We start from the raw sequence: 18,863 nt of genomic DNA on the forward strand, positions 1-18,863 counted from the left end.
AGGCTGTCTAATCAACGTCTTGATAGGTTAAAAAACGCCGTGTGACTCGCCCGGTTAATATGCACTTTATTTGAATTTGAAGTCAATTTTTGGCGTTGTTTTGTAAAATTAACACTGTGAAATTTTTGTTGTGAAATTGTTTTTAAAAAGTGTGTAGTCTAGGTGGTAAGCAAAACGACAACGAACGACAGTAGACACCGTTGTTGGAACCTTTGCTTAGTAGGGATGAATTTGCCGTAGAAGGAAGAGACTATGAACATGCTGACATTCGATAAGACAAAACAAAATAACCCTATAACATTTATCGCCGAAGCCGTGTTTGCCGTGGAAATGGTCAAGTCTGATGAGCAATCAAAAAAACAAAAAAAGGCAAAGCAACTGTTAGACACGTTGTTCCCATTAGATAACGGATCGCACGAAGATGTGGTGAGTTACGAGATAGACTATCGACACGTGCAAGCCTATTTCAAAAATGGTCAGCACAGTGGCCTCAAACATGCCAAACATTTTATCGCTTATACCGGTGACAAATGCGCTCCGCAATCCATATTATTTCGTGATGAAAGTGGTACTCATGTCGAAGTTGCGATGGGATTTCGTACGGGGACGGGATACCTTGAGTTGGTGAGTATTGATGACGTACAGCTAGAGACTTGTACTACATTTGGCCATAGTGAGCGCTCATTGACATCGGGTATTCGACATTGGGTAAGTTTGGTTCAAGGCGATGGAAAGGGTAAGCCGAGAGCATGCAGTGAGGTCAAAGAATATACGGCGAAAAATGGTGATGATTATACGTTGAGTTATCAAATCGTATTTTAATGTACCACTCGCAGCAAGTTACTTATCCATTGATTGTTGAGTTTTTTATTGCGTAATACTAAGAGCGGCGAGCAATACGTAATTTGTACAGTAATAAATGACTAAACAATCAAGATGGATAGTATATTTGCCTCCCTGTTAAAGGGAGGCTTTTTTTATTTTCACCAATCAAAGCTTTTCACATACCCGCAAGTCGACTAACCTTACGGAGCATCAGTTACGTGTCCGTTCCGCAGTGTTCTTGCGCCCTATATACCTAAAACACAATTAGTTAGCCATTATGTTAAAGCGTTTTGTTACCAATCTTAAGCGTCCCTTGCCACTTCATGTACACATCACCTTGATGTTTGTTGCGTTGGTCATTGTCATCTGTGGTGTGCAAATTTGGATTACGCAGGCAAGTTTAAACAAGGTCTTACTTAACGCCAATGAAAACCTATTTGAGCGAATTGCCAGTGAGGTAAGAACGGACTTAAATTACCAATTTTCGCCAGTTTTTACGACGGTAGATACTTACTCGTCCACTGCGCTAGTAAGAGCAAGTGACGCGCAAACCCGGTTTTCATTTGCGTCTGAGCTTATTTCACAATTGCATTCCAACCGATTCCTCACTTTATTCGTGGTTGGTTACCCCGATGGTGATTGGTTTACTGTGGTTCGTATTACCAATGAACGTTTGCGTCACCTGATGCAGCTTAGTCCAAATGCAGAATTTGCAGCGTTAAGTTTTGATGCCAAAAGCAACCTCATAGAAAGAAGATCCTATAATGCACAGCAGGTGCACTTATCAAGCGTGACCATACCTTACAACAATATTGATGTTAGGCGTTCTGTTTGGTATCGAAATGCGGCGACAACGAAAACTCAAGTCTCTGAACCGTATTTCATGCCCATTATAGGACAAAGCGGTATCTCTATTTTTCGACGTGCAACAAACGGAGCCGTATTTGGTGCTGACCTGACCCTGAGTCAAGTGTCGAAAGTACTTCAAGATGCGACAGAGGCAAGAGATGCGCTTCGCTTATTGTATGACGATGAAGGGCATGTGTATGGCTTTAGTCAGCCCGAGTTGTTTGATGTCAGGGATGCTATTCGAAGCACGAGCACACTCACTGTTGATGATATTGTCCACCCGCTGATCAATAAAACCTTGCGACATAGAAAATTCGGCGAACCCGCGAGGGAGGTCCAATACAAGGGCGAGAGATGGGTGGTGAAAGTCGATCGATTTGAAGGGACAGATCAACAAAATTTCAACCTAGCGATGGCGGTAAAAGCGGATCAGTTACTGAAAGATGCGAATAGTGTCGCTCGGTATTCTTTAGTGGGTTCGTTTATTGCGTTGCTGTTCGCGTTACCGTGCATCTATTACATGTCTCAGTGGTTGGCAAAACCTATACGCCAGGCCAGTGAGAAAGCAAAATCAATTCAACATTTTAGATTCAATGATGGTTCTCAAAACACATCCCAAGTAGCTGAAATAAAAGAAATGTCTGACTCGTTCTCAGCAATGCAATCCACGATTCGGCGGTTTTTGTCCCTCACAAATTCAATGGCAAAAGAATATGATCTAGACCGATTGCTTGCACTAGTCTGCAGTGAAACTGCTGAAGCTACTCATGCGAACAGCACCTATATTTACCTTCTGGATAATGAGGAAATATTGCTGGAACTTCGTTTCATTAAGCTAAAAAGCCATGATGATGTTGATCTTGCAACCGTTCCGCCTTTGCGACTGGATGATCCGCTACTACAAGGTGATTTGGAGCGATTTTTCAGACAAAAAAAATCGGTTTACGTACCGCATGATGAAGTCAGTGAACTCGTAAAAAGAGATAATGAAACAGACAGTGTTTTGTTCATCCCTCTTATTGACCGACAACAAAAAGTGATAGGGGCGTTAGGGCTCGGTTTTGATAAAGCACATGAAGATTTTGTGTTGATGGAAAACCTTGAATATATTGAAACGCTTGCTGCTTATGCCTCGGTGACTATCGAGACACAGGCGATGCTGGCAAGTCAGAAAGCGCTACTGGATTCGTTTATTCAAGTCATGGCGGAAGCGATTGATACCAAATCACCTTATACCGGCAACCACTGCCAGCGTGTCCCTGTGCTCACTGAGATGTTAACACTGGCTGCGCAACAGCAGGAAGAAGGGCCGTTTGAGGCCTTTTCAATGACCAAAGCACAATGGGAAGAGCTGCATGTCGCCGCTTGGTTGCATGACTGTGGAAAAGTAACCACACCAGAACATATCATCGATAAAGCGACCAAACTGGAAACGATTTATAACCGTATTCATGAGGTGCGGATGCGGTTTGAAATACTTAAGCGAGACGCTGAGTTGAGTATGTACAAACACTATTCAACCACCAATTTAACGTCAGAGCAATGGCAGGAGTTGGAGGCGAAGAAACAGCAAATAGATGACGATTTCGCCATCATCGCTAAAGCGAATACCGGTGATGAGTACCTCACCACCGAGGCTCTCGAGCGAATCAATGCCATCGCAAAACAAACATGGACAGCAACGATTGATTCTCGCTTAGGGTTATCGTGGGAAGAGTTATCCCGGTATGACACGTCAGTATCGATAGTAGGCAACAAAGAACCGATATTAAGTGATGGTGTGCAGCATCTGGTGGCGTGGGAAAAAGATCCAGAAAGAGAGCCTAGGTTTGTTATTAAGCCTGGCGAGCATCAAAATAACTTGGGTGAGCTCTATAACTTATCGGTGCGTAAAGGCACGTTAAACGAAGAGGAGCGTTATATCATCAATAGTCACATGATTGCGACATTAAGAATGCTGGAACGTTTGCCCTTTCCTAAGCACATGACCAATGTTCCGTTATTGGCAGGCAGTCACCACGAAAGGATTGATGGAAAAGGGTATCCACTAGGGTTAGTTGCAAGCGAGCTTCCTGTCGCCGCCAGGGCAATGGCGATTGCCGATGTATTTGAGGCATTGACGAGTCAAGACCGGCCTTATAAGCAACCTAAAAAGTTGTCAGAAACCTTGGCGATTATGAGGGTGATGGTGAATGATGGGCATTTAGATGGTGCCCTTTTTGAGTTGTTCCTGACATCTAACGTCTATTTAGACTACGCGCAAGTGCATATCAAACTTGAACAGATAGACGTCAAGGATATACAACCCTATTTATCGACGAAGAAAGTGTGAAATAGAGAAAGCTAACCTATTCTTCTTATTATCATAATAATAAGCAGGGAAGGCTTAATGGCTGAGGGAAATAAGTGGTGGAGTTGGTCTAGGTTAAGGTATCCACTCCACGTTCACATTACTAGCCTGTTCTTAGCCATTATTCTCACGGTTTGTGGGGTACAAATTTGGTTAACTCAAAATGGATTAAGTCAGGTCTTATTAGATGCGAATGAACATCTGTTTGATCGTATTGCTAAAGAGACACAATCCAATTTAACCATTCATTATCAGCCGGCATTGGCTATCGTGGAAGCCTTGTCTCAAGCAGAACTATCTCGGCATCAAGATGCAAATGAGCGACTCAGTGCTATGCCTCAGATGATCAGCCTTCTCTCATCAAGCCCCTATGTATTATCTTATTCTATGGTCTTTCCTAGTGGCGATTTTCTCATTGCTTACCAACCCTATAACCCAATGATGCGAGCGGCATTAAAGGTTCAGCCTGAAACGAAATTTATTGTGTTTAACTACTCGAACGTTGATAACCGGTTAATGAGTTACGAGTTCGATAATACATATCAAGTGGTTACGACGGAATTAAGAACTAAGTTGCATTTTATTCCACAAGACCAACAATGGTACAAGGATGCAATTAGGGATGAATTGTTACTTTCAGATCCTTATTATTTCCCGTTGGTTGATAAAATAGGAACGACATTTTCTAAACGAGCGGCCAATGGCGCTGTGGTTGCAGCGGACCTTACTCTTGAACAAATATCGAGTGTCTTGGCTGAATCGGTCACAAGAAAATCTTCTTTTCGAGTGCTATTTGATGGAAGTTACCGATTATATGCTTACAGCAATCCAACACTCATTGATGTCGAAGAGGAAGTACGGAAAAGTGGTTATTTACACCTTGATGATATTGCGAATCCCGTCGTGAAAGAGGCCGTTTCCAAAATAGGTTTAGTGGTAAACCGCTCCGTTCAATTTGAGGCCTTAGGTGAGACCTGGATTGGCCGTATAGAACAATCCCCCAGTCATTCTGGACACAACCTGTATTTATTGATGGTAGTGAAATCGGATGAACTGCTTGGGAAATCACAAGCTATCGCAAAAACGTCCATTTATGCCTCATTGATTGTTTTATGTGTGTCATTACCTTTTGTTTATGCCATTGCTCAACGCATATCCAATCCGATCAAAATCGCCACAGAGCGAGCACGACGCATAGAACGATTTGATTTTAATCTTGGTGGAGTGAAAGGCTCTTATATAAAGGAAATACACGAACTTTCGCTGTCGTTGTATGCAATGCAGCAAACCATTGCCAGTTTCTTAACGCTCACTAAAAATATCGCCAAGGTTCAAGATCTTGAAAGGTTACTGGAATTACTGAGTAGCGAAGCATTGCAATCGACAGGCGCGACCGTCAGTTATCTTTATCTTTGCGACGCCAGTACGAATTTGAAGCCACATTGCGTGTTAACGAAAAGCGGTGATCTCCTCGATGTCGAGTCGTTGAAGACTATTGACATAAATGATTCAGAATTAGAAGCATTTAAATATCGTGTTCTCACCAATAAACAGCCGATTGTTTATGAATACCACGCCGCCCAAGCACTAGTAGATGGCATGTTGAAAGATGAGTCATTTCTTTTTATTCCGTTATTTGATAGACGCGAGCACTTATTAGGTGGTTTTGGGTTGTTGGTGGATTCAGCAGCGATTGATGACCTTCTCAAACGCAAAGGGCCGTACATTGATGCTTTAGCAGAGTATGCGTCGGTAGCGATTGAAACGAAGCAGATACTCGAAGACCAAAAAGCGCTCATGCAGTCATTTATTGAGGTGATGGCTGGGGCGGTGGATACCAAGTCACCATATACCGGAAATCATTGCCAACGAGTGCCCGTGTTGACGGAAATGTTGACACAAGCGGCAGTCAATTCTCAGTCTGAGGCTTTTAATGATTTTACACTCAGCGAAGATCAATGGCAGGAGTTGCATTTAGCGGCATGGTTACATGATTGTGGAAAGGTCACGACGCCGGAACATGTTGTAGATAAAGCAACGAAGCTAGAAACAATTTATAACCGAATCCATGAGGTTCGCACTCGTTTTGAAGTATTAAAGCGCGATGCTCATATTGCAACGCTGTCGAATACGTTGGGTAGGCCATTAGAGGGGCACTATAAGCAGAGCCTAGAGAAAGAGTGGCGGCAGTTGGACGACGATTTTTCTTTTATTGCTCAAATCAATCTTGGTGGCGAGTTCCTTGACGACGACGCGATTGCTCGTTTGCACGTTGTTGCTCAAAAGCAGTGGAAAAAAACAATAGATGAACGTTTAGGGCTTTCTTGGGAAGAGCGTAGCCGCTACGGTGACGAAGCGTTTGAACCTGGAGCAAGTGAGTTTGTGCTGGTCGATGCGAGTGCACACAATGTGCCATGGAAGCGGCAGTTGGTTTCTGACAAGCGCTTTAATTTGAAGAAGCCAGATTATCAAAACAGATTGGGTGAGGTCTATAATTTATCCATTAAGAGAGGGACGTTGAATGATGAAGAACGCTATATCATTAACAATCATATTGTAGAAACCATAAAGATGCTAGAGAGCTTACCGTTTCCTAAATCAATGAGTAATGTGCCGAGTATTGCTGGCGGACATCATGAAAAAATAGATGGAACAGGATACCCACTTGGGCTCAATGGTGAAGATATGCCGGTAACTGCACGGATTATGGCACTTGCCGATGTTTTTGAGGCATTAACCAGTGCGGATAGGCCGTACAAGACTCCGAAAACACTTTCAGAATCTCTGCGTATTATGTCTTTCATGGTAAAAGACAATCACTTAGATCAATCGTTATTTACGTTGTTTTTAGAGTCCGGTGTTTACTTAGTCTTTGCTGAAAAATTCTTAAAAGCCAGTCAAATTGATGACGTCAATATTGCGGATTATTTATAAATGTCCGCAAGGTTATTGCACGTGGTAATTGGGGGAATTAGATTGAGCGCATGCTCAATGCATGTGCTGGCAATAGATCGATTTGTAAGTAATGGTATTTTTATAAAACGCTGATGCAGCTTTGGTTAAATTGTGGACCAAAACTGTATTACTGCGGGTAAGCTAATTAATTTAGAAAAACGAAAAACTATATTATCTCAGAACAATGTCATCTCGAGAAATAGCATCACCTAAAGTACAATATTATTAATAAAAACAATACTGTACGATGGTGTATGTTTGTTAGAACGGCATGACACGATTGCGGCCAGAGCGTTTTGCATCGTAAAGTTGCTTGTCTGCTCTGCCGACTAGGTCTTCGTAGGTATCTCCCTCTGCAAACTCAGCGACCCCAAAAGAAGCCGTCACATTGCCCATTTTATTGCCTGTTTTTCGATCGGTAATGGCCATTTTTTCTATCGACAACCGAACCGCTTCTGCCATTTGGCGAGCTACACGCAACGATTTGTTTGGCACGATCAGGGCAAACTCCTCACCACCAAAGCGGTAAGCACTGATGCCTCCCTTGCAGGCTTGTTTAAGGCGCTGAGCAATGCCTTTTAAGATGGTGTCTCCAAATAGATGCCCAAGATCATCGTTGAACTTCTTAAAGTGGTCAATATCAAGAAAAATTAGGCTCATTGGCTGTTTGGCATCGCAAAACATCGTCAGATCGGTGTCAAAGGCCCCACGGTTATAAATGGACGTCAAACTATCAAACATGGCATTGCATTGTACTTTTGCTAGCTGTGTTTTAAGGCGGCTGATTTCGTCGCTGGCATTTTTAAGTTGATTGTGAATAAAGTCAGTTGAGTGCCGAATATCATTCGCATCGTCGACAAGATCCTGTATCAGCGGCATGACTTCATCCAGTGTTGGATTATTGTTAGCATCGATGCTGGAACTAATGTCATCAAAGCTTTTGCTTAAGATCTTCGAAAAGTCAGAGGTGTCTGAAATGGCGTCGGTCATTGAGCTGGAGACTTCAGTGACCAATGCTTCCAAGTTTGTTTTCAAGTGAGTTAGATCTACTGTCGCTTTGCCGGATATGTGTTCTCGATATAACTCGACGGAACGAACGGGAGGCAGCACATTATGCTCGGTAAGAAGAGAGTCTACTTCATGGTTTAGCTCTGGAATCGTTTGTTCAACGTAGGTGTACCACAAAGCATAATTGGCAGGCGTCGCAGGCACATGGTGTTTAACCATCAGTGGTACTGCTTTTTTCAGATTCGCGGCTGATTTTTGGAAATCGTTTTTCTTCATGGTTTCTTACTAGTCCCTAACACATTTTTCTATTTGCGAATTGTTTGAATGTGACAAGTACAGATTGACAATGCGCTGCTCTAGGTTGTGATTATCTAATGAGTTCTTTAATTTGTCACTTTTGATTACTCAGTTTTTGAAAATGGACCTCATTTTTGATTCAAAAACTTGGTGCTTACCCCGTTTTATTCTTTTATTAATTGATACTGGTTATTGGAGGTCGAGGATGAAAGCAACATTAGAATTCGATTGGAGGAAATAACGTAGGGTTTATAAAATTATTGAATCATTTTGACGTAAACGACAATTATCCAAGATAAACTGCACGCTGTTGTCTGTATTTATCTATCATTGACAATAGGGACTGTTTATAAGGAGTATTCATGCAGTTATCGATATATCAGGTTAATGCATTTACTAGCGAACCCTTTAAGGGGAACCCTGCTGGTGTTTGTATTACAGAGTCACCATTACCGGCATCATTGATGTTGTCTATTGCCAAGGAAATGGCTATATCAGAAACTGCGTTTTTGTCACTTTCTGATAATCGACTCCGTTGGTTTACGCCCAAGGTTGAAGTGGCGTTATGTGGCCATGGAACATTAGCCACGGTCAAGGTCATGGACGAAAAAGGCTTACTTGACGCAGACGGTAAGGTTACCTTCCACACCTTATCGGGTGATCTTCATGCGCAGAAAACAGGTGAACGTATCTCGCTCGACTTTCCTTTATATCGTGCAGAGGAAACCTCAAAAAACACACAACATAAATGTGAAGCGTTAGGGCTAAAACAAGATGATGTGGTGTTCTGGGGAGAATTTGAGGGAGGGAAAGATTTTGTCGTATTGAAGCATGAAGAACATTTGCGTCAGGTTACACCAAATTATCACCAGCTCGTGGCATGCGAAGGTCGCGCGATGGTGCTTACCGCACAATCGAACCGTACCGACATTGATTTTATTGCCCGTTATTTTGCTCCATGGGTTGGTGTCGATGAAGACCCAGTGACCGGTTCCGCGTATTGCGCATTGGCGCCTTACTGGGCTAAGCAACTAAATAAATGCTCACTTGTCGGTTACCAAGCCTCAGAGCGTGGTGGCTATGTCGCGATGATGCTGAAAGAAGATAGAATTGAGTTGACCGGTCAGGCCGTCACGTTGATCCGTGGTGAAATCAGTGTCTGATAATACAGTGCTTGATAAAACTATATTCAATGAAAGCTCATTGAATGAAACTCAGCTTAGTGAGGCCGCATTTAACGAGACTTGGAAGCCCGCATTACTGAGATTTATTCAACAGGAAATGGTGACGGATGCGGCACATGATATTCAACATGTTGTTCGAGTGGTAAATACTGCGACCCGCCTTTCTGAGACAGAAGGTGGCGATTTATGTGTCGTGCTGCCAGCGGCATATCTGCACGATTGCTTCACTTACCCCAAAGATCATCCTGACAGAAAACACAGCGCTTTTATCGCCGCGGATAAAGCCTGCGAATTTTTATCGAGTATTCATTACCCAAATCAGTATTTAAACGCTATTCATCACGCCATCGTTGCACACAGTTATTCTGCAAATGTGGCACCGACTACGCGTGAAGCCATGATCGTGCAAGATGCCGATCGGCTTGATGCGTTGGGGGCGATTGGGATAACACGTTGTATTCAAGTATCGGCGAGTTTACAGCGAACCCTGTATTCAAATGACGACCCATTTTGCCGTGAGAGAACCCCCGACGATAGTCAGTTTACGCTGGATCATTTTTATACCAAGTTGTTTTCGATTGCAGACACAATGAATACCTCGGCAGGTCAAGCTGAAGCACAAAACCGAGTCGAATGTATGCAATATTATTTAGCGCAGTTAAGCAGAGAAATATCATGATTGAACACCAGATGGATAGGAAGCGATTTGTGTACAGTAAAGAGGGTCAGGAAGGCGTATTAGATTACAAACTGACGGGCAATACGGTTAACTTTACTCATACGTTCGTTCCGGATGCCTTTCGCGGTCAAGGTGTAGCTAAACAGTTGGTAGAAGAAGGGTTGAGCTGGGCGCGAGAGCAGCGTTATGACATTGAAGCCGACTGTTGGTATGTCGCTAAAGCTTTAAAATAGAAAGATTTATGTCGCTTCATTTCGGCTAAAAGCTAAAAGCTAAAAGCTAAAGTAAGCAAATAGAGAAATAAAGAAAGGGATGCCGGCTGAGTGGCATCCCTTTTTAGTCTTACCTTTGGAGCCTATCTCTTAACTTAGGCAACCACGATAAAGAATAGGGTAGTAGCAACAATACCGATCAATGCGTATGGAAACTGGGTGGTGGCGTGTTGCATTGATGTACAGCCAGAGCCCTGTGCGGACAGCACGGTAGAGTCACTAAAGAAGCATGAGTGACTCCCTGCCGCAGACGCCGAAAGCATCGCTGCAATGGTAAGGTGCAATGGAACACCAATTTGGTTAGCTAGTGGTAAAATAATTGGCATCGCTACCGCAAATGTTCCCCATGATGATGCTGACGCAAACACCAAGCCACCCGTAATCAAGAAGATTAGTGCTGGAAAATATTGCGCTGACAAGTACGGACTTGCCGTTTCGATAACAAACTGAGTAAGCCCCAGTGAGTCGTTGACGCTCTTTAGCATAAAGCCGCCGATCACGGTTGCTAGAGGTAACAACATCACCTTAATACCGTCATAGACTGCATCAAATAGCTCGTTCATTGTGACGAGTTTTTGGATGCCATAGAAACAGATGGTAAAGACAATGGCGACGAATACGCCTGCTAATAGGTCAATACCAAAATACCAACTCGCACCGACAAGAACAATCATTGGCAGCATGAAGTTGATCAAACCCATGGTTGGATTTGAATGCGCTTTAATGTCAGCGCCAAAATCAATATCGGTGGCGCCATCTGGCTTCACTTGACCCGCTTTTGCTCTCGCTTCTGCCGTTTTCATTGCGCCGAGATCTGGCATTTTGCCCATTGCGACTAAGAATACAATGATGAGGGTAACCCAGCCGTAAGCCATGTAAGGAATGGCTTGTATATAAGCGGCTATCCCTTGACCCGGTTCGGCGACGCCATTCGCTTCTAATAACGAACTGAAGAAAATGGCCCAAGTGGAGATCGGCACTAATATACAGATTGGGGCGGCCGTTGAATCCACCATATACGCCAGTTTCTCACGAGAAACTTGGTAGCTGTCGGTGATTTTTTTCATCGATGAAGAGATAGCAATCGCATTTAAGTAGTCATCAATAAAGATCAAAATACCGAGGAAAAAGGTCATTAAAAGCGATTGATTACGGCTTTTTACTTTATTGACGAGCATGTCACTGAAACTGAGAATGCTACCGCCTTTTTCAAGAACAGCGATGAGTCCCCCCATCAAACCGCACACGAGAATAATCCATGCAATGGTTTCGTTCATCATGACATCCATAGAAATGCCAACAATCTGTTGAACGGCCTCTGAAGGATTAATCAGTAGAACGCCTGCAATTGTGCCACTAAATAGAGCTTCAACGGTACGGTGCGTAGTCAGAGCGAAGACAAGCACTAAACTGGTGGGTAATAGGCTCATCCACCCATAGCTCTCACCGGGGACGTGATTTAGGCCGATCGTAGTAAAAGTAATGAACAGAAACACAATCGATAAGCTTACCGCGACATGTTTACTGCTTAACTTGAATGGCGCGTCCAGCGCCTTGGTTTGCGTAGTCATAAAAACAAATTCCTTCTGTTATGCCGAGTGTAACATCCAGTCGATTTCTAGCGGCGTGATAATGCGCTCAAACTCAACGAGTTCACTTCGTTTGCAAGCAAGATAGAGGTCAATGAAGTCCTTCGAGAAATATTCACCTAACTCACTGCTTTCTAATTGAGTTAGGGCGTCAGACATACGGGTAGGTAAGTCAACAGCATTATCGCTCAGAGCCGGAGGACATTGATCTTGGTTATAATTATTACTCGCTAATACGGCTGAAAGTACTACGGCAGCGAGAATGTATGGGTTCACATCGGCACCTGCAATTCGGTGCTCTATACGACGGTTTTTACCGTCACTAATGGGAATTCGAAGGGCAACACCGCGATGGTTTTCGCCCCAATCAGCTTTGGTCGGTACGTACGCACCAGGGACAAAGCGACGGTAGGAGTTAACGTTGGGACATAGCAGCGCCATGGCATCAGAAATGTGCGATAGCATTGCCGTTAGGGTTTGATAGAAGAGCGGACTCGCAGAGTCATCAGATTGGGTGAAGAGATTGTCACCGTTGCTATCAACGAGACTTAAGTGCATGTGCTGGCCATTGCCTGCTTCTTCAAGGAATGGCTTGGCCATAAAGGTCGCATCAAAGCCATGTTTGTGCGCGACTTGCTTGATAAGACGCTTAGAAAAGATGATTTCATCACACACGCGGAGTACATCTTGAGAATGGTTGAAGTTAATCTCAAACTGGCCCGGTGCCGATTCAGATAGCGCACCTGCAGTATTTAAGCCTTGCTCAGATGCCGCGTTGTTTAAGTCCGCTAGAAAATCAGCGTAATCATCGAGCCCGTCGACATCATAGACTTCTGTGTCGCGTTCTCGACGGTTTTTTGTTGGGTTAATCGCCGTTTGTAGTTCGCCATTTTCACCGCGTACTTTATCAATCAAATAAAATTCAAGCTCTAGCGCAACCACTGGAAATTGATTGTTGCTGTGAAGCTGGCCAAGCATACGTTCAATAATGTTACGGATAAAGAGATGGTGAGGCGTTTTACCATCATCTTCCATCATACTCAGTAAAACCTGACCGGTTTGAGATTTAGCCGTTGGCAGTAAGCTACCTAGTACAGGGAAACACAGATTATCAGGTTCACCTAGATCCTCTCCCAGCCCAGCAGACTCAACGACGGCACCTTTTGTATCGAGTGTAATCGTTGATAGAGGAAGCGCGACACCTTTGGCCAGTTTATCGAGCGCATTGACTGGGATTCGCTTGCCTCGTGGTGTGCCATTGAGGTCGGTGAATATAAGGTCAACGTATTCGATTGTTGGCCATTTTTGGCGAAAATTTTTAACTTCCTGTAGATATGCTTCCATCTTTATTACTCCTAATTACCCAACGTAACGTTATTTACACCATGCTGACTTAACAATTTCACTACAAAATCCACGGCAAAGTTAGGGTTATTGATTAAAATTCAATTTAACTTATTGATTTAAAATTGTTTTTAGTTATTTCTGGTTGTTTTTAACTTGTTATCGGTTAACTAATTTGTAACAGTTGATGCTCTTTTGCTCAATATATCGAACGAAATTAGTCTTTTTTTTAACCAAAATAGGGATGCTAGTCACATTTTGGCATCTATTTCGAACAATGGTGTTGATAATTTTGCACGCTGATTGTAGGGTTTTTGTTAAATAAATCGAACATGGATGTAATGATGTCTGAAACTAGAAAACCGATTATTGGACTCGTAAGTTGCAGGAAGTCATTAGGTGGCTACCAGATTCAGTCATTAAATGAGTTCTATCTTCAGGCAATTAAGGATTTTGGCGGGACGGCAATCATTTTGCCTTCATCTATAGAAGCGTCAGAGTTTGACCGTATCGTTGGAATTTGTGATGGATTAGTGTTTCCTGGCAGCCATTCAAATGTCGCACCCCACCGTTATGATGGTACGCATGAAGAAGCCAAAAAAGATGAAGATCGTGATGAATTGGCATTAACACTCATTCGTTACGCGTTAGACAAAAATATCCCGTGTCTGGGCATTTGTCGTGGCTTCCAAGAGATGAACGTCGCGCTTGGCGGGTCGCTTGACCCTGCGGTTCATGAGTCTGGATATGATGATCATCGTGAGAATCCAGTAGAAAACTTTGAAGAGAAGTATGCACCTGCTCATCCTGTATTCGTAGAACCTGGTGGTGTTGTATCTCAATGGTTAACACAAGCCCAATGGAACAATACTCAGTCATTTGAGGTAAACACCCTTCATAACCAAGGGATTAAAACGCTAGCAAGTGCATTACGAGTGGAAGCGAAAGCACCCGATGGATTGGTTGAAGCATTTAGCTTGCCAGGGCAAAAATACTTTGTTGGCGTGCAGTGGCACCCAGAATGGGAAGCCAAACACAATCATTTCTCACAAATTTTATTTAAAGAATTTATTATGTCCGCCTCAGATTGATTTAAGGACCGAATAAATGGACAACCACCAAATTGGTAAAAATATTGCTCAACTTAGAAAAGAGCGTGGATGGTCACAAAGAGAATTAGCAGAGAGAGCCGGCATTACACATAGTGCGATCTCTTCGATAGAGAATGGAAAAGTTAGTCCGTCAGTGAGTTCGTTGCAAAAAATAGTGAACGAATTTTCATTGTCGCTCTCAGAGTTTTTCACGCTGGAGCAACAGAACGAGAAAGTAATCAAGGTATTGGTTAAGCAAGAAGAGCTCATTGAAATAGGCAGTAAGTTGGTCTCAATGAAGCTGGTCAGCAATGGCAGCAACAAACAGGAAATTGGCTTTCTAATTGAGGAATATGCCCCGAATAGCACCACAGGGTCAGCCAATATTAAACATGAAGGTGAGGAAGTCGGCACCGTGTTAGACGGTGAGATTGAACTGGAATACGACGGCGAGACTTATCTTGTGAAAACAGGTGAGTCTTATGTTATCGACACCACGATTCCTCATAAATTTACCAACCACTCCGATAAGGCATGCAGAATGATTAGTGCCCATACGCCTAAAGCATTCTAGCACCTTGAGGTCAGCAAGGAGCGAGTATGAAAACGCAAGAACAATGGATTGAATATAGAGACGCATTAGCGATCGAACAGCGAGCTTTCCTCAACGGTGAGTATTGCAATGCAGCACAAGGTGAGACGCTAGAAGTCGTCAATCCAGCGACAGACGACATCATAGCGAACATCCCTCGCTGTCAGTCTGACGATGTGGATCTTGCGGTTAAGTACGCTAGGCAGGCTTTTATTGATGGAGAGTGGAGTCAAAGTGCTCCTTCACATCGTAAAGAAGTGTTGATGAAGTTTGCTGCGCTCATTGATGAAAACACCGAAGAATTAGCGATGTTGGAAACCATGGATACGGGTAAACCCATCTCGCACAGTGTGTCTACCGATATACCTGGTTCGGCAAAATCCATTCGTTGGTATGCCGAAGCCATCGATAAAGTGTACGGCGAAGTGGCGCCTACAGAAAAAGATGTCCACGCGTTCGTATCCCATCAAGCCATTGGCGTTGTCGCTGCCGTCGTACCATGGAATTTCCCTTTATGGTTGGGCAGTTGGAAACTAGGCCCAGCGCTTGCTGCGGGTAACAGCGTCATCCTAAAACCTTCAGAGAAGTCTTCACTCACCGCAATTTTTCTTGGCAAGCTTGCCAATGAAGCGGGTATCCCACATGGCGTATTTCAAGTCGTGACCGGATTTGGGCATGAAGCGGGCGAAGCTCTTGCTCGACATGATGATGTTGATTGCATCGCGTTTACCGGCTCAACGCGTGTTGCGGGGCACCTAATGATTAGTTCGGGTGAAACCAATCTAAAGCGTGTTTGGGCTGAAGCGGGCGGCAAAAATGCCAATATCGTATTTGAAGATTATGAAAACCTTGATCGCGCAGCAGAAGAAACCGCGGCGGGTTGTTTTTACAACCAAGGTGAAGTGTGTGTAGCCGCAACCCGTCTTTTGGTTCATGAGAGCATCAAAGAGGTGTTTATCGACAAAGTGATCACGGCGGCGCAACGTTTTATGCCAAAAGATCCAATGGATCCAACCTCGGCGATGGGGGCATTGATTGACCGTGAGCACAAAGAAAAGGTCTTAGGCTATTTGAAGTTAGCGCAAGACGCAGGCGCGGTGGTTCGCTGCGGCGGTGACGTTAAGGGTGTTGGCGCATTTGTTGAGCCTATCGTGATTGACCAAGTCGACAATAAAATGCGTGTTGCTCAAGAAGAAATTTTTGGTCCGTTGTTATGCGTCATTTCATTTCAAACAGAGCAAGAAGCTATCGATATCGCAAATGACTCTAAATACGGTCTGGGCGCAGCGCTGTGGAGCGATAACCTAAACCGAGTGCATCGTGTCGCCAAAAAGCTAGAAGCCGGTTCAGTTTGGGTCAACAACTACAACGAAGGCGATATGACCGTCCCATTTGGTGGATTTAAAATGAGCGGAAATGGACGAGATAAATCGATCCACGCCATTGAAAAATTTACAGAAACCAAAACGACGTGGATTCGTCTCCAACCTTAGACCTATAGCACTTAAGTTTATCAAACGTAAATAAACGAAGTTTAAGGCTATAGCAGCAATAAAAAAGGAATTGAACAATGAATAAACATACTGATTCATACTACGCTGACTCAATTTTAAATGTAAGTGAGTACCCACAACTACGCGATAATATTGAGTGTGACGTATGTGTTGTTGGGGCTGGTTTCTCCGGCCTATCTTCTGCTCTGCACCTTGCAGAGAAGGGCTTTAAGGTGGTTATTCTAGAAAACGCTAAGGTTGGTTTTGGTGCTTCAGGGCGTAATGGCGGTCAGATTGTCAATAGCTACAGCCGTGATGTGGATGTGATTGAAAGCCGTTATGGCGAAAAACAAGCGAAAGCATTGTGTGACATGATTTTTGAAGGCGGCAGCATCATTCGCGGCTTGATTGATAAGCACAATATTGATTGTGATTTCAAACAAGGTGGGATGTTCACTGCGTTGAATTCAAAGCAGATGAAAGGCTTAGAAGAACACAAAAAACACTGGGAACGCTACGGCAATGACCAGTTGAGCTTATTAGATGCGAAAGAAGTGGAATCTGCTGTTGGTACCAACGCTTACCAAGGTGCCTTGCTTGATATGAGCGGTGGGCATATACACCCATTGAAATTAGCATTAGGTGAAGCGGCAGCCGTGACCGCGCTGGGCGGACGCATTTTCGAACAGTCAGGCGTGACCCGAATTGATAAAGGAGCGAATCCTGTTGCTCATACTGAGCATGGTAGTGTGAAAGCAAAATATATGGTGCTGGCGGGTAATGCATACCTGGGTGGTTTAGCGCCGAATATCAGTAATAAAGCGATCCCTTGTGGTACTCAAGTTGTTGCGACAGAGCCTTTATCAGAAGCGCAACTGCAACAAATTTTGCCGTCAGATTACTGTGTTGAGGATTGCAATTACCTGCTGGATTACTTCCGTCTTAGTGCTGACAAGCGCTTGTTGTTTGGTGGTGGTGTCGTATATGGCGCTCGTGACCCTGAAAACATTGAATCTTTGCTTCGTCCTAAAATGGAAAAAATATTTCCACAACTTAAGGGCATTGGGATTGATTACAAATGGACAGGTAACTTCTTGTTGACGTACTCACGCATGCCACAGTTTGGTTCATTTTCTGACAATATCTACTACTTGCAGGGATACAGTGGCCATGGTGTCACCTGTACTCACCTTGCGGGTAAGTTGCTTGCCGAGGCCTTAGCGGGTCATGCTGAACGCTTTGATGCCTTTGCACAGCTCACTCATATTGCCTTCCCAGGAGGTCGCCATTTTGCCATTCCAATGACGGCAATGGGCGCGGCGTATTATAACTTGCGTGACAAGCTTGCCATCTAGGCAGCGTGTACCCTAAGACTCATTCAATAACGTGAAACACACAAAAGAAGCGCCTGCTATGACGGGCGCTCATCAGCCAAGATCAACGAATCGATAAAGGAAGATCCCATGAGTAGAGTAGTAAAATTCGCCGCACTTCAGCTGTCCAAAACGTGGGACCTAGACGCCAATATGGCGAAAATCAAAGGTGCCATTCGTGAGGCCGCTGCTAATGGTGCCAATGTTGTTGTTCCACAAGAGCTGTTTGCAGCCCCTTACTTTTGTAAGAAGCAAGAATCGAAGTATTTTGAGTTGGCCGAAGAATTCGCGACCAGCCCACTGATTAAAACCATGAGTGAACTTGCTAAAGAGCTTAATGTCGTGATCCCTGTGAGCTATTTCGAGAAAGCAGGCAATACCTTTTTTAATTCACTCGTCATGATTGATGCCGATGGCACCATCTTAGAAAACTACCGTAAATCACATATCCCAGATGGCCCAGGTTATAGCGAGAAATACTACTTCAGCCCGGGTGACACAGGGTTTAAAGTCTGGAAAACAAAATTCGGTACTTTTGGCGCTGGTATTTGTTGGGACCAATGGTTCCCTGAGCTTGCTCGCAGCTTGGCGTTGAACGGTGCAGAAGCAATTTTCTACCCAACAGCGATTGGGTCTGAGCCTCAAGATTTGACATTAGATTCGCGCGATCATTGGCAACGTACAATGCAAGGTCACTCTGCCGCCAATCTAGTGCCCGTCGTTGCGTCCAACCGTGTGGGTGTTGAGGTTGATGACGGCATTGAAACGACCTTCTATGGTTCATCGTTTATTACCGACCATACCGGTGGAAAACTGGCAGAAGCGCCACGCGAAGGTGAGACCATTATCTACGCTGAGATTGACCTTCAAGCGACCACCAAAGCACGCCATGCTTGGGGTTTATTCCGAGACCGTCGTCCTGATTTATATCAAGATGTCATGAGTATGGCTCTATAGCGAGG

The 18,863-nt window shown here is 44.0% G+C and carries 14 protein-coding genes; 11 read left to right on the forward strand and 3 right to left on the reverse strand.

Annotated features, from left to right (window positions below; translation table 11 throughout):
* Positions 1–252 precede the first annotated feature (252 nt).
* The 3 genes from AB4405_RS19415 (at position 253) to AB4405_RS19425 (ending at position 6,958) form a co-directional block, all read left to right on the forward strand.
* Positions 253–822, forward strand: a complete 570-nt coding sequence (locus tag AB4405_RS19415) for a hypothetical protein (RefSeq protein WP_372062455.1) — start codon at positions 253–255, stop codon at positions 820–822.
* Between the two features lie 280 nt (positions 823–1,102).
* Complete coding sequence (locus AB4405_RS19420; protein WP_372062456.1) at positions 1,103–4,006, forward strand: HD domain-containing phosphohydrolase; 2,904 nt, start codon at positions 1,103–1,105, stop codon at positions 4,004–4,006.
* Between the two features lie 57 nt (positions 4,007–4,063).
* The gene (locus AB4405_RS19425; protein WP_372062457.1) at positions 4,064–6,958 is read left to right on the forward strand and encodes an HD-GYP domain-containing protein; all 2,895 of its coding nucleotides are present in this window, start codon (positions 4,064–4,066) and stop codon (positions 6,956–6,958) included.
* A 282-nt stretch (positions 6,959–7,240) separates the two neighbouring features.
* Here AB4405_RS19425 and AB4405_RS19430 read toward each other — a convergent pair whose 3' ends face one another.
* Complete coding sequence (locus AB4405_RS19430) at positions 7,241–8,263, reverse strand: GGDEF domain-containing protein (protein ID WP_372062458.1); 1,023 nt, start codon at positions 8,261–8,263, stop codon at positions 7,241–7,243.
* 383 nt (positions 8,264–8,646) lie between these two features.
* Between AB4405_RS19430 and AB4405_RS19435 the strand changes: the two genes are divergently transcribed.
* The 3 genes from AB4405_RS19435 (at position 8,647) to AB4405_RS19445 (ending at position 10,380) form a co-directional block, all read left to right on the forward strand.
* Positions 8,647–9,447, forward strand: coding sequence for a PhzF family phenazine biosynthesis protein (locus AB4405_RS19435; RefSeq protein ID WP_372062459.1), 801 nt, complete (start codon positions 8,647–8,649; stop codon positions 9,445–9,447).
* A gap of 118 nt (positions 9,448–9,565) precedes the next feature.
* On the forward strand, positions 9,566–10,147 hold the full coding sequence (locus tag AB4405_RS19440; RefSeq protein WP_372062519.1) for an HD domain-containing protein: 582 nt from the start codon (positions 9,566–9,568) through the stop codon (positions 10,145–10,147).
* Positions 10,144–10,380 (forward strand): GNAT family N-acetyltransferase, encoded by a 237-nt coding sequence (locus tag AB4405_RS19445; protein ID WP_372062460.1) that lies wholly within the window; start codon positions 10,144–10,146, stop codon positions 10,378–10,380. The genes AB4405_RS19440 and AB4405_RS19445 overlap by 4 nt, the downstream gene beginning before the upstream one ends.
* Before the next feature lie 134 nt (positions 10,381–10,514).
* On the opposite strand, the gene AB4405_RS19450 is transcribed toward AB4405_RS19445, so the two are convergent.
* Both AB4405_RS19450 and AB4405_RS19455 read right to left on the reverse strand, forming a co-directional pair.
* Positions 10,515–11,990 (reverse strand): Na+/H+ antiporter NhaC family protein, encoded by a 1,476-nt coding sequence (locus tag AB4405_RS19450; RefSeq protein WP_372062461.1) that lies wholly within the window; start codon positions 11,988–11,990, stop codon positions 10,515–10,517.
* Positions 11,991–12,008: 18 nt separating this feature from the next.
* The gene (locus tag AB4405_RS19455; RefSeq protein ID WP_372062462.1) at positions 12,009–13,352 is read right to left on the reverse strand and encodes a glutamine synthetase family protein; all 1,344 of its coding nucleotides are present in this window, start codon (positions 13,350–13,352) and stop codon (positions 12,009–12,011) included.
* Positions 13,353–13,696: 344 nt separating this feature from the next.
* On the opposite strand from AB4405_RS19455, the gene AB4405_RS19460 reads away from it, so the two are divergent.
* From AB4405_RS19460 to aguB, 5 genes are all read left to right on the forward strand, one after another.
* Positions 13,697–14,443: a gamma-glutamyl-gamma-aminobutyrate hydrolase family protein gene (locus tag AB4405_RS19460; RefSeq protein ID WP_102468981.1), complete on the forward strand. Its 747-nt coding sequence runs from the start codon at positions 13,697–13,699 to the stop codon at positions 14,441–14,443.
* 16 nt (positions 14,444–14,459) lie between these two features.
* The gene (gene puuR, locus AB4405_RS19465) at positions 14,460–15,017 is read left to right on the forward strand and encodes an HTH-type transcriptional regulator PuuR (RefSeq protein ID WP_102468982.1); all 558 of its coding nucleotides are present in this window, start codon (positions 14,460–14,462) and stop codon (positions 15,015–15,017) included.
* Between the two features lie 26 nt (positions 15,018–15,043).
* Entirely contained in the window at positions 15,044–16,528 is a 1,485-nt protein-coding gene (locus AB4405_RS19470) for an aldehyde dehydrogenase (RefSeq protein ID WP_372062463.1), read from the forward strand.
* 77 nt (positions 16,529–16,605) lie between these two features.
* Complete coding sequence (locus AB4405_RS19475) at positions 16,606–17,883, forward strand: NAD(P)/FAD-dependent oxidoreductase (protein ID WP_372062464.1); 1,278 nt, start codon at positions 16,606–16,608, stop codon at positions 17,881–17,883.
* Between the two features lie 108 nt (positions 17,884–17,991).
* On the forward strand, positions 17,992–18,858 hold the full coding sequence (gene aguB / locus AB4405_RS19480) for an N-carbamoylputrescine amidase (protein ID WP_372062465.1): 867 nt from the start codon (positions 17,992–17,994) through the stop codon (positions 18,856–18,858).
* Positions 18,859–18,863: the final 5 nt, after the last annotated feature.

The sequence above is a fragment of the Vibrio sp. 10N.261.51.F12 genome (assembly GCF_041471725.1).
Lineage (GTDB): Bacteria > Pseudomonadota > Gammaproteobacteria > Enterobacterales > Vibrionaceae > Vibrio.

Bases quoted from the DNA above. Each gene is read 5' to 3' on its own strand.
- puuR (WP_102468982.1), top strand. From the start codon at position 14,460: ATGGACAACCACCAAATTGGTAAAAATATTGCTCAACTTAGAAAAGAG.
- AB4405_RS19455 (WP_372062462.1), bottom strand. From the start codon at position 13,352: ATGGAAGCATATCTACAGGAAGTTAAAAATTTTCGCCAAAAATGGCCA.
- AB4405_RS19420 (WP_372062456.1), top strand. From the start codon at position 1,103: ATGTTAAAGCGTTTTGTTACCAATCTTAAGCGTCCCTTGCCACTTCAT.
- AB4405_RS19470 (WP_372062463.1), top strand. From the start codon at position 15,044: ATGAAAACGCAAGAACAATGGATTGAATATAGAGACGCATTAGCGATC.
- AB4405_RS19450 (WP_372062461.1), bottom strand. From the start codon at position 11,990: ATGACTACGCAAACCAAGGCGCTGGACGCGCCATTCAAGTTAAGCAGT.
- AB4405_RS19430 (WP_372062458.1), bottom strand. From the start codon at position 8,263: ATGAAGAAAAACGATTTCCAAAAATCAGCCGCGAATCTGAAAAAAGCA.
- AB4405_RS19460 (WP_102468981.1), top strand. From the start codon at position 13,697: ATGTCTGAAACTAGAAAACCGATTATTGGACTCGTAAGTTGCAGGAAG.
- AB4405_RS19435 (WP_372062459.1), top strand. From the start codon at position 8,647: ATGCAGTTATCGATATATCAGGTTAATGCATTTACTAGCGAACCCTTT.
- AB4405_RS19425 (WP_372062457.1), top strand. From the start codon at position 4,064: ATGGCTGAGGGAAATAAGTGGTGGAGTTGGTCTAGGTTAAGGTATCCA.
- AB4405_RS19415 (WP_372062455.1), top strand. From the start codon at position 253: ATGAACATGCTGACATTCGATAAGACAAAACAAAATAACCCTATAACA.
- AB4405_RS19440 (WP_372062519.1), top strand. From the start codon at position 9,566: ATGGTGACGGATGCGGCACATGATATTCAACATGTTGTTCGAGTGGTA.
- aguB (WP_372062465.1), top strand. From the start codon at position 17,992: ATGAGTAGAGTAGTAAAATTCGCCGCACTTCAGCTGTCCAAAACGTGG.
- AB4405_RS19445 (WP_372062460.1), top strand. From the start codon at position 10,144: ATGATTGAACACCAGATGGATAGGAAGCGATTTGTGTACAGTAAAGAG.
- AB4405_RS19475 (WP_372062464.1), top strand. From the start codon at position 16,606: ATGAATAAACATACTGATTCATACTACGCTGACTCAATTTTAAATGTA.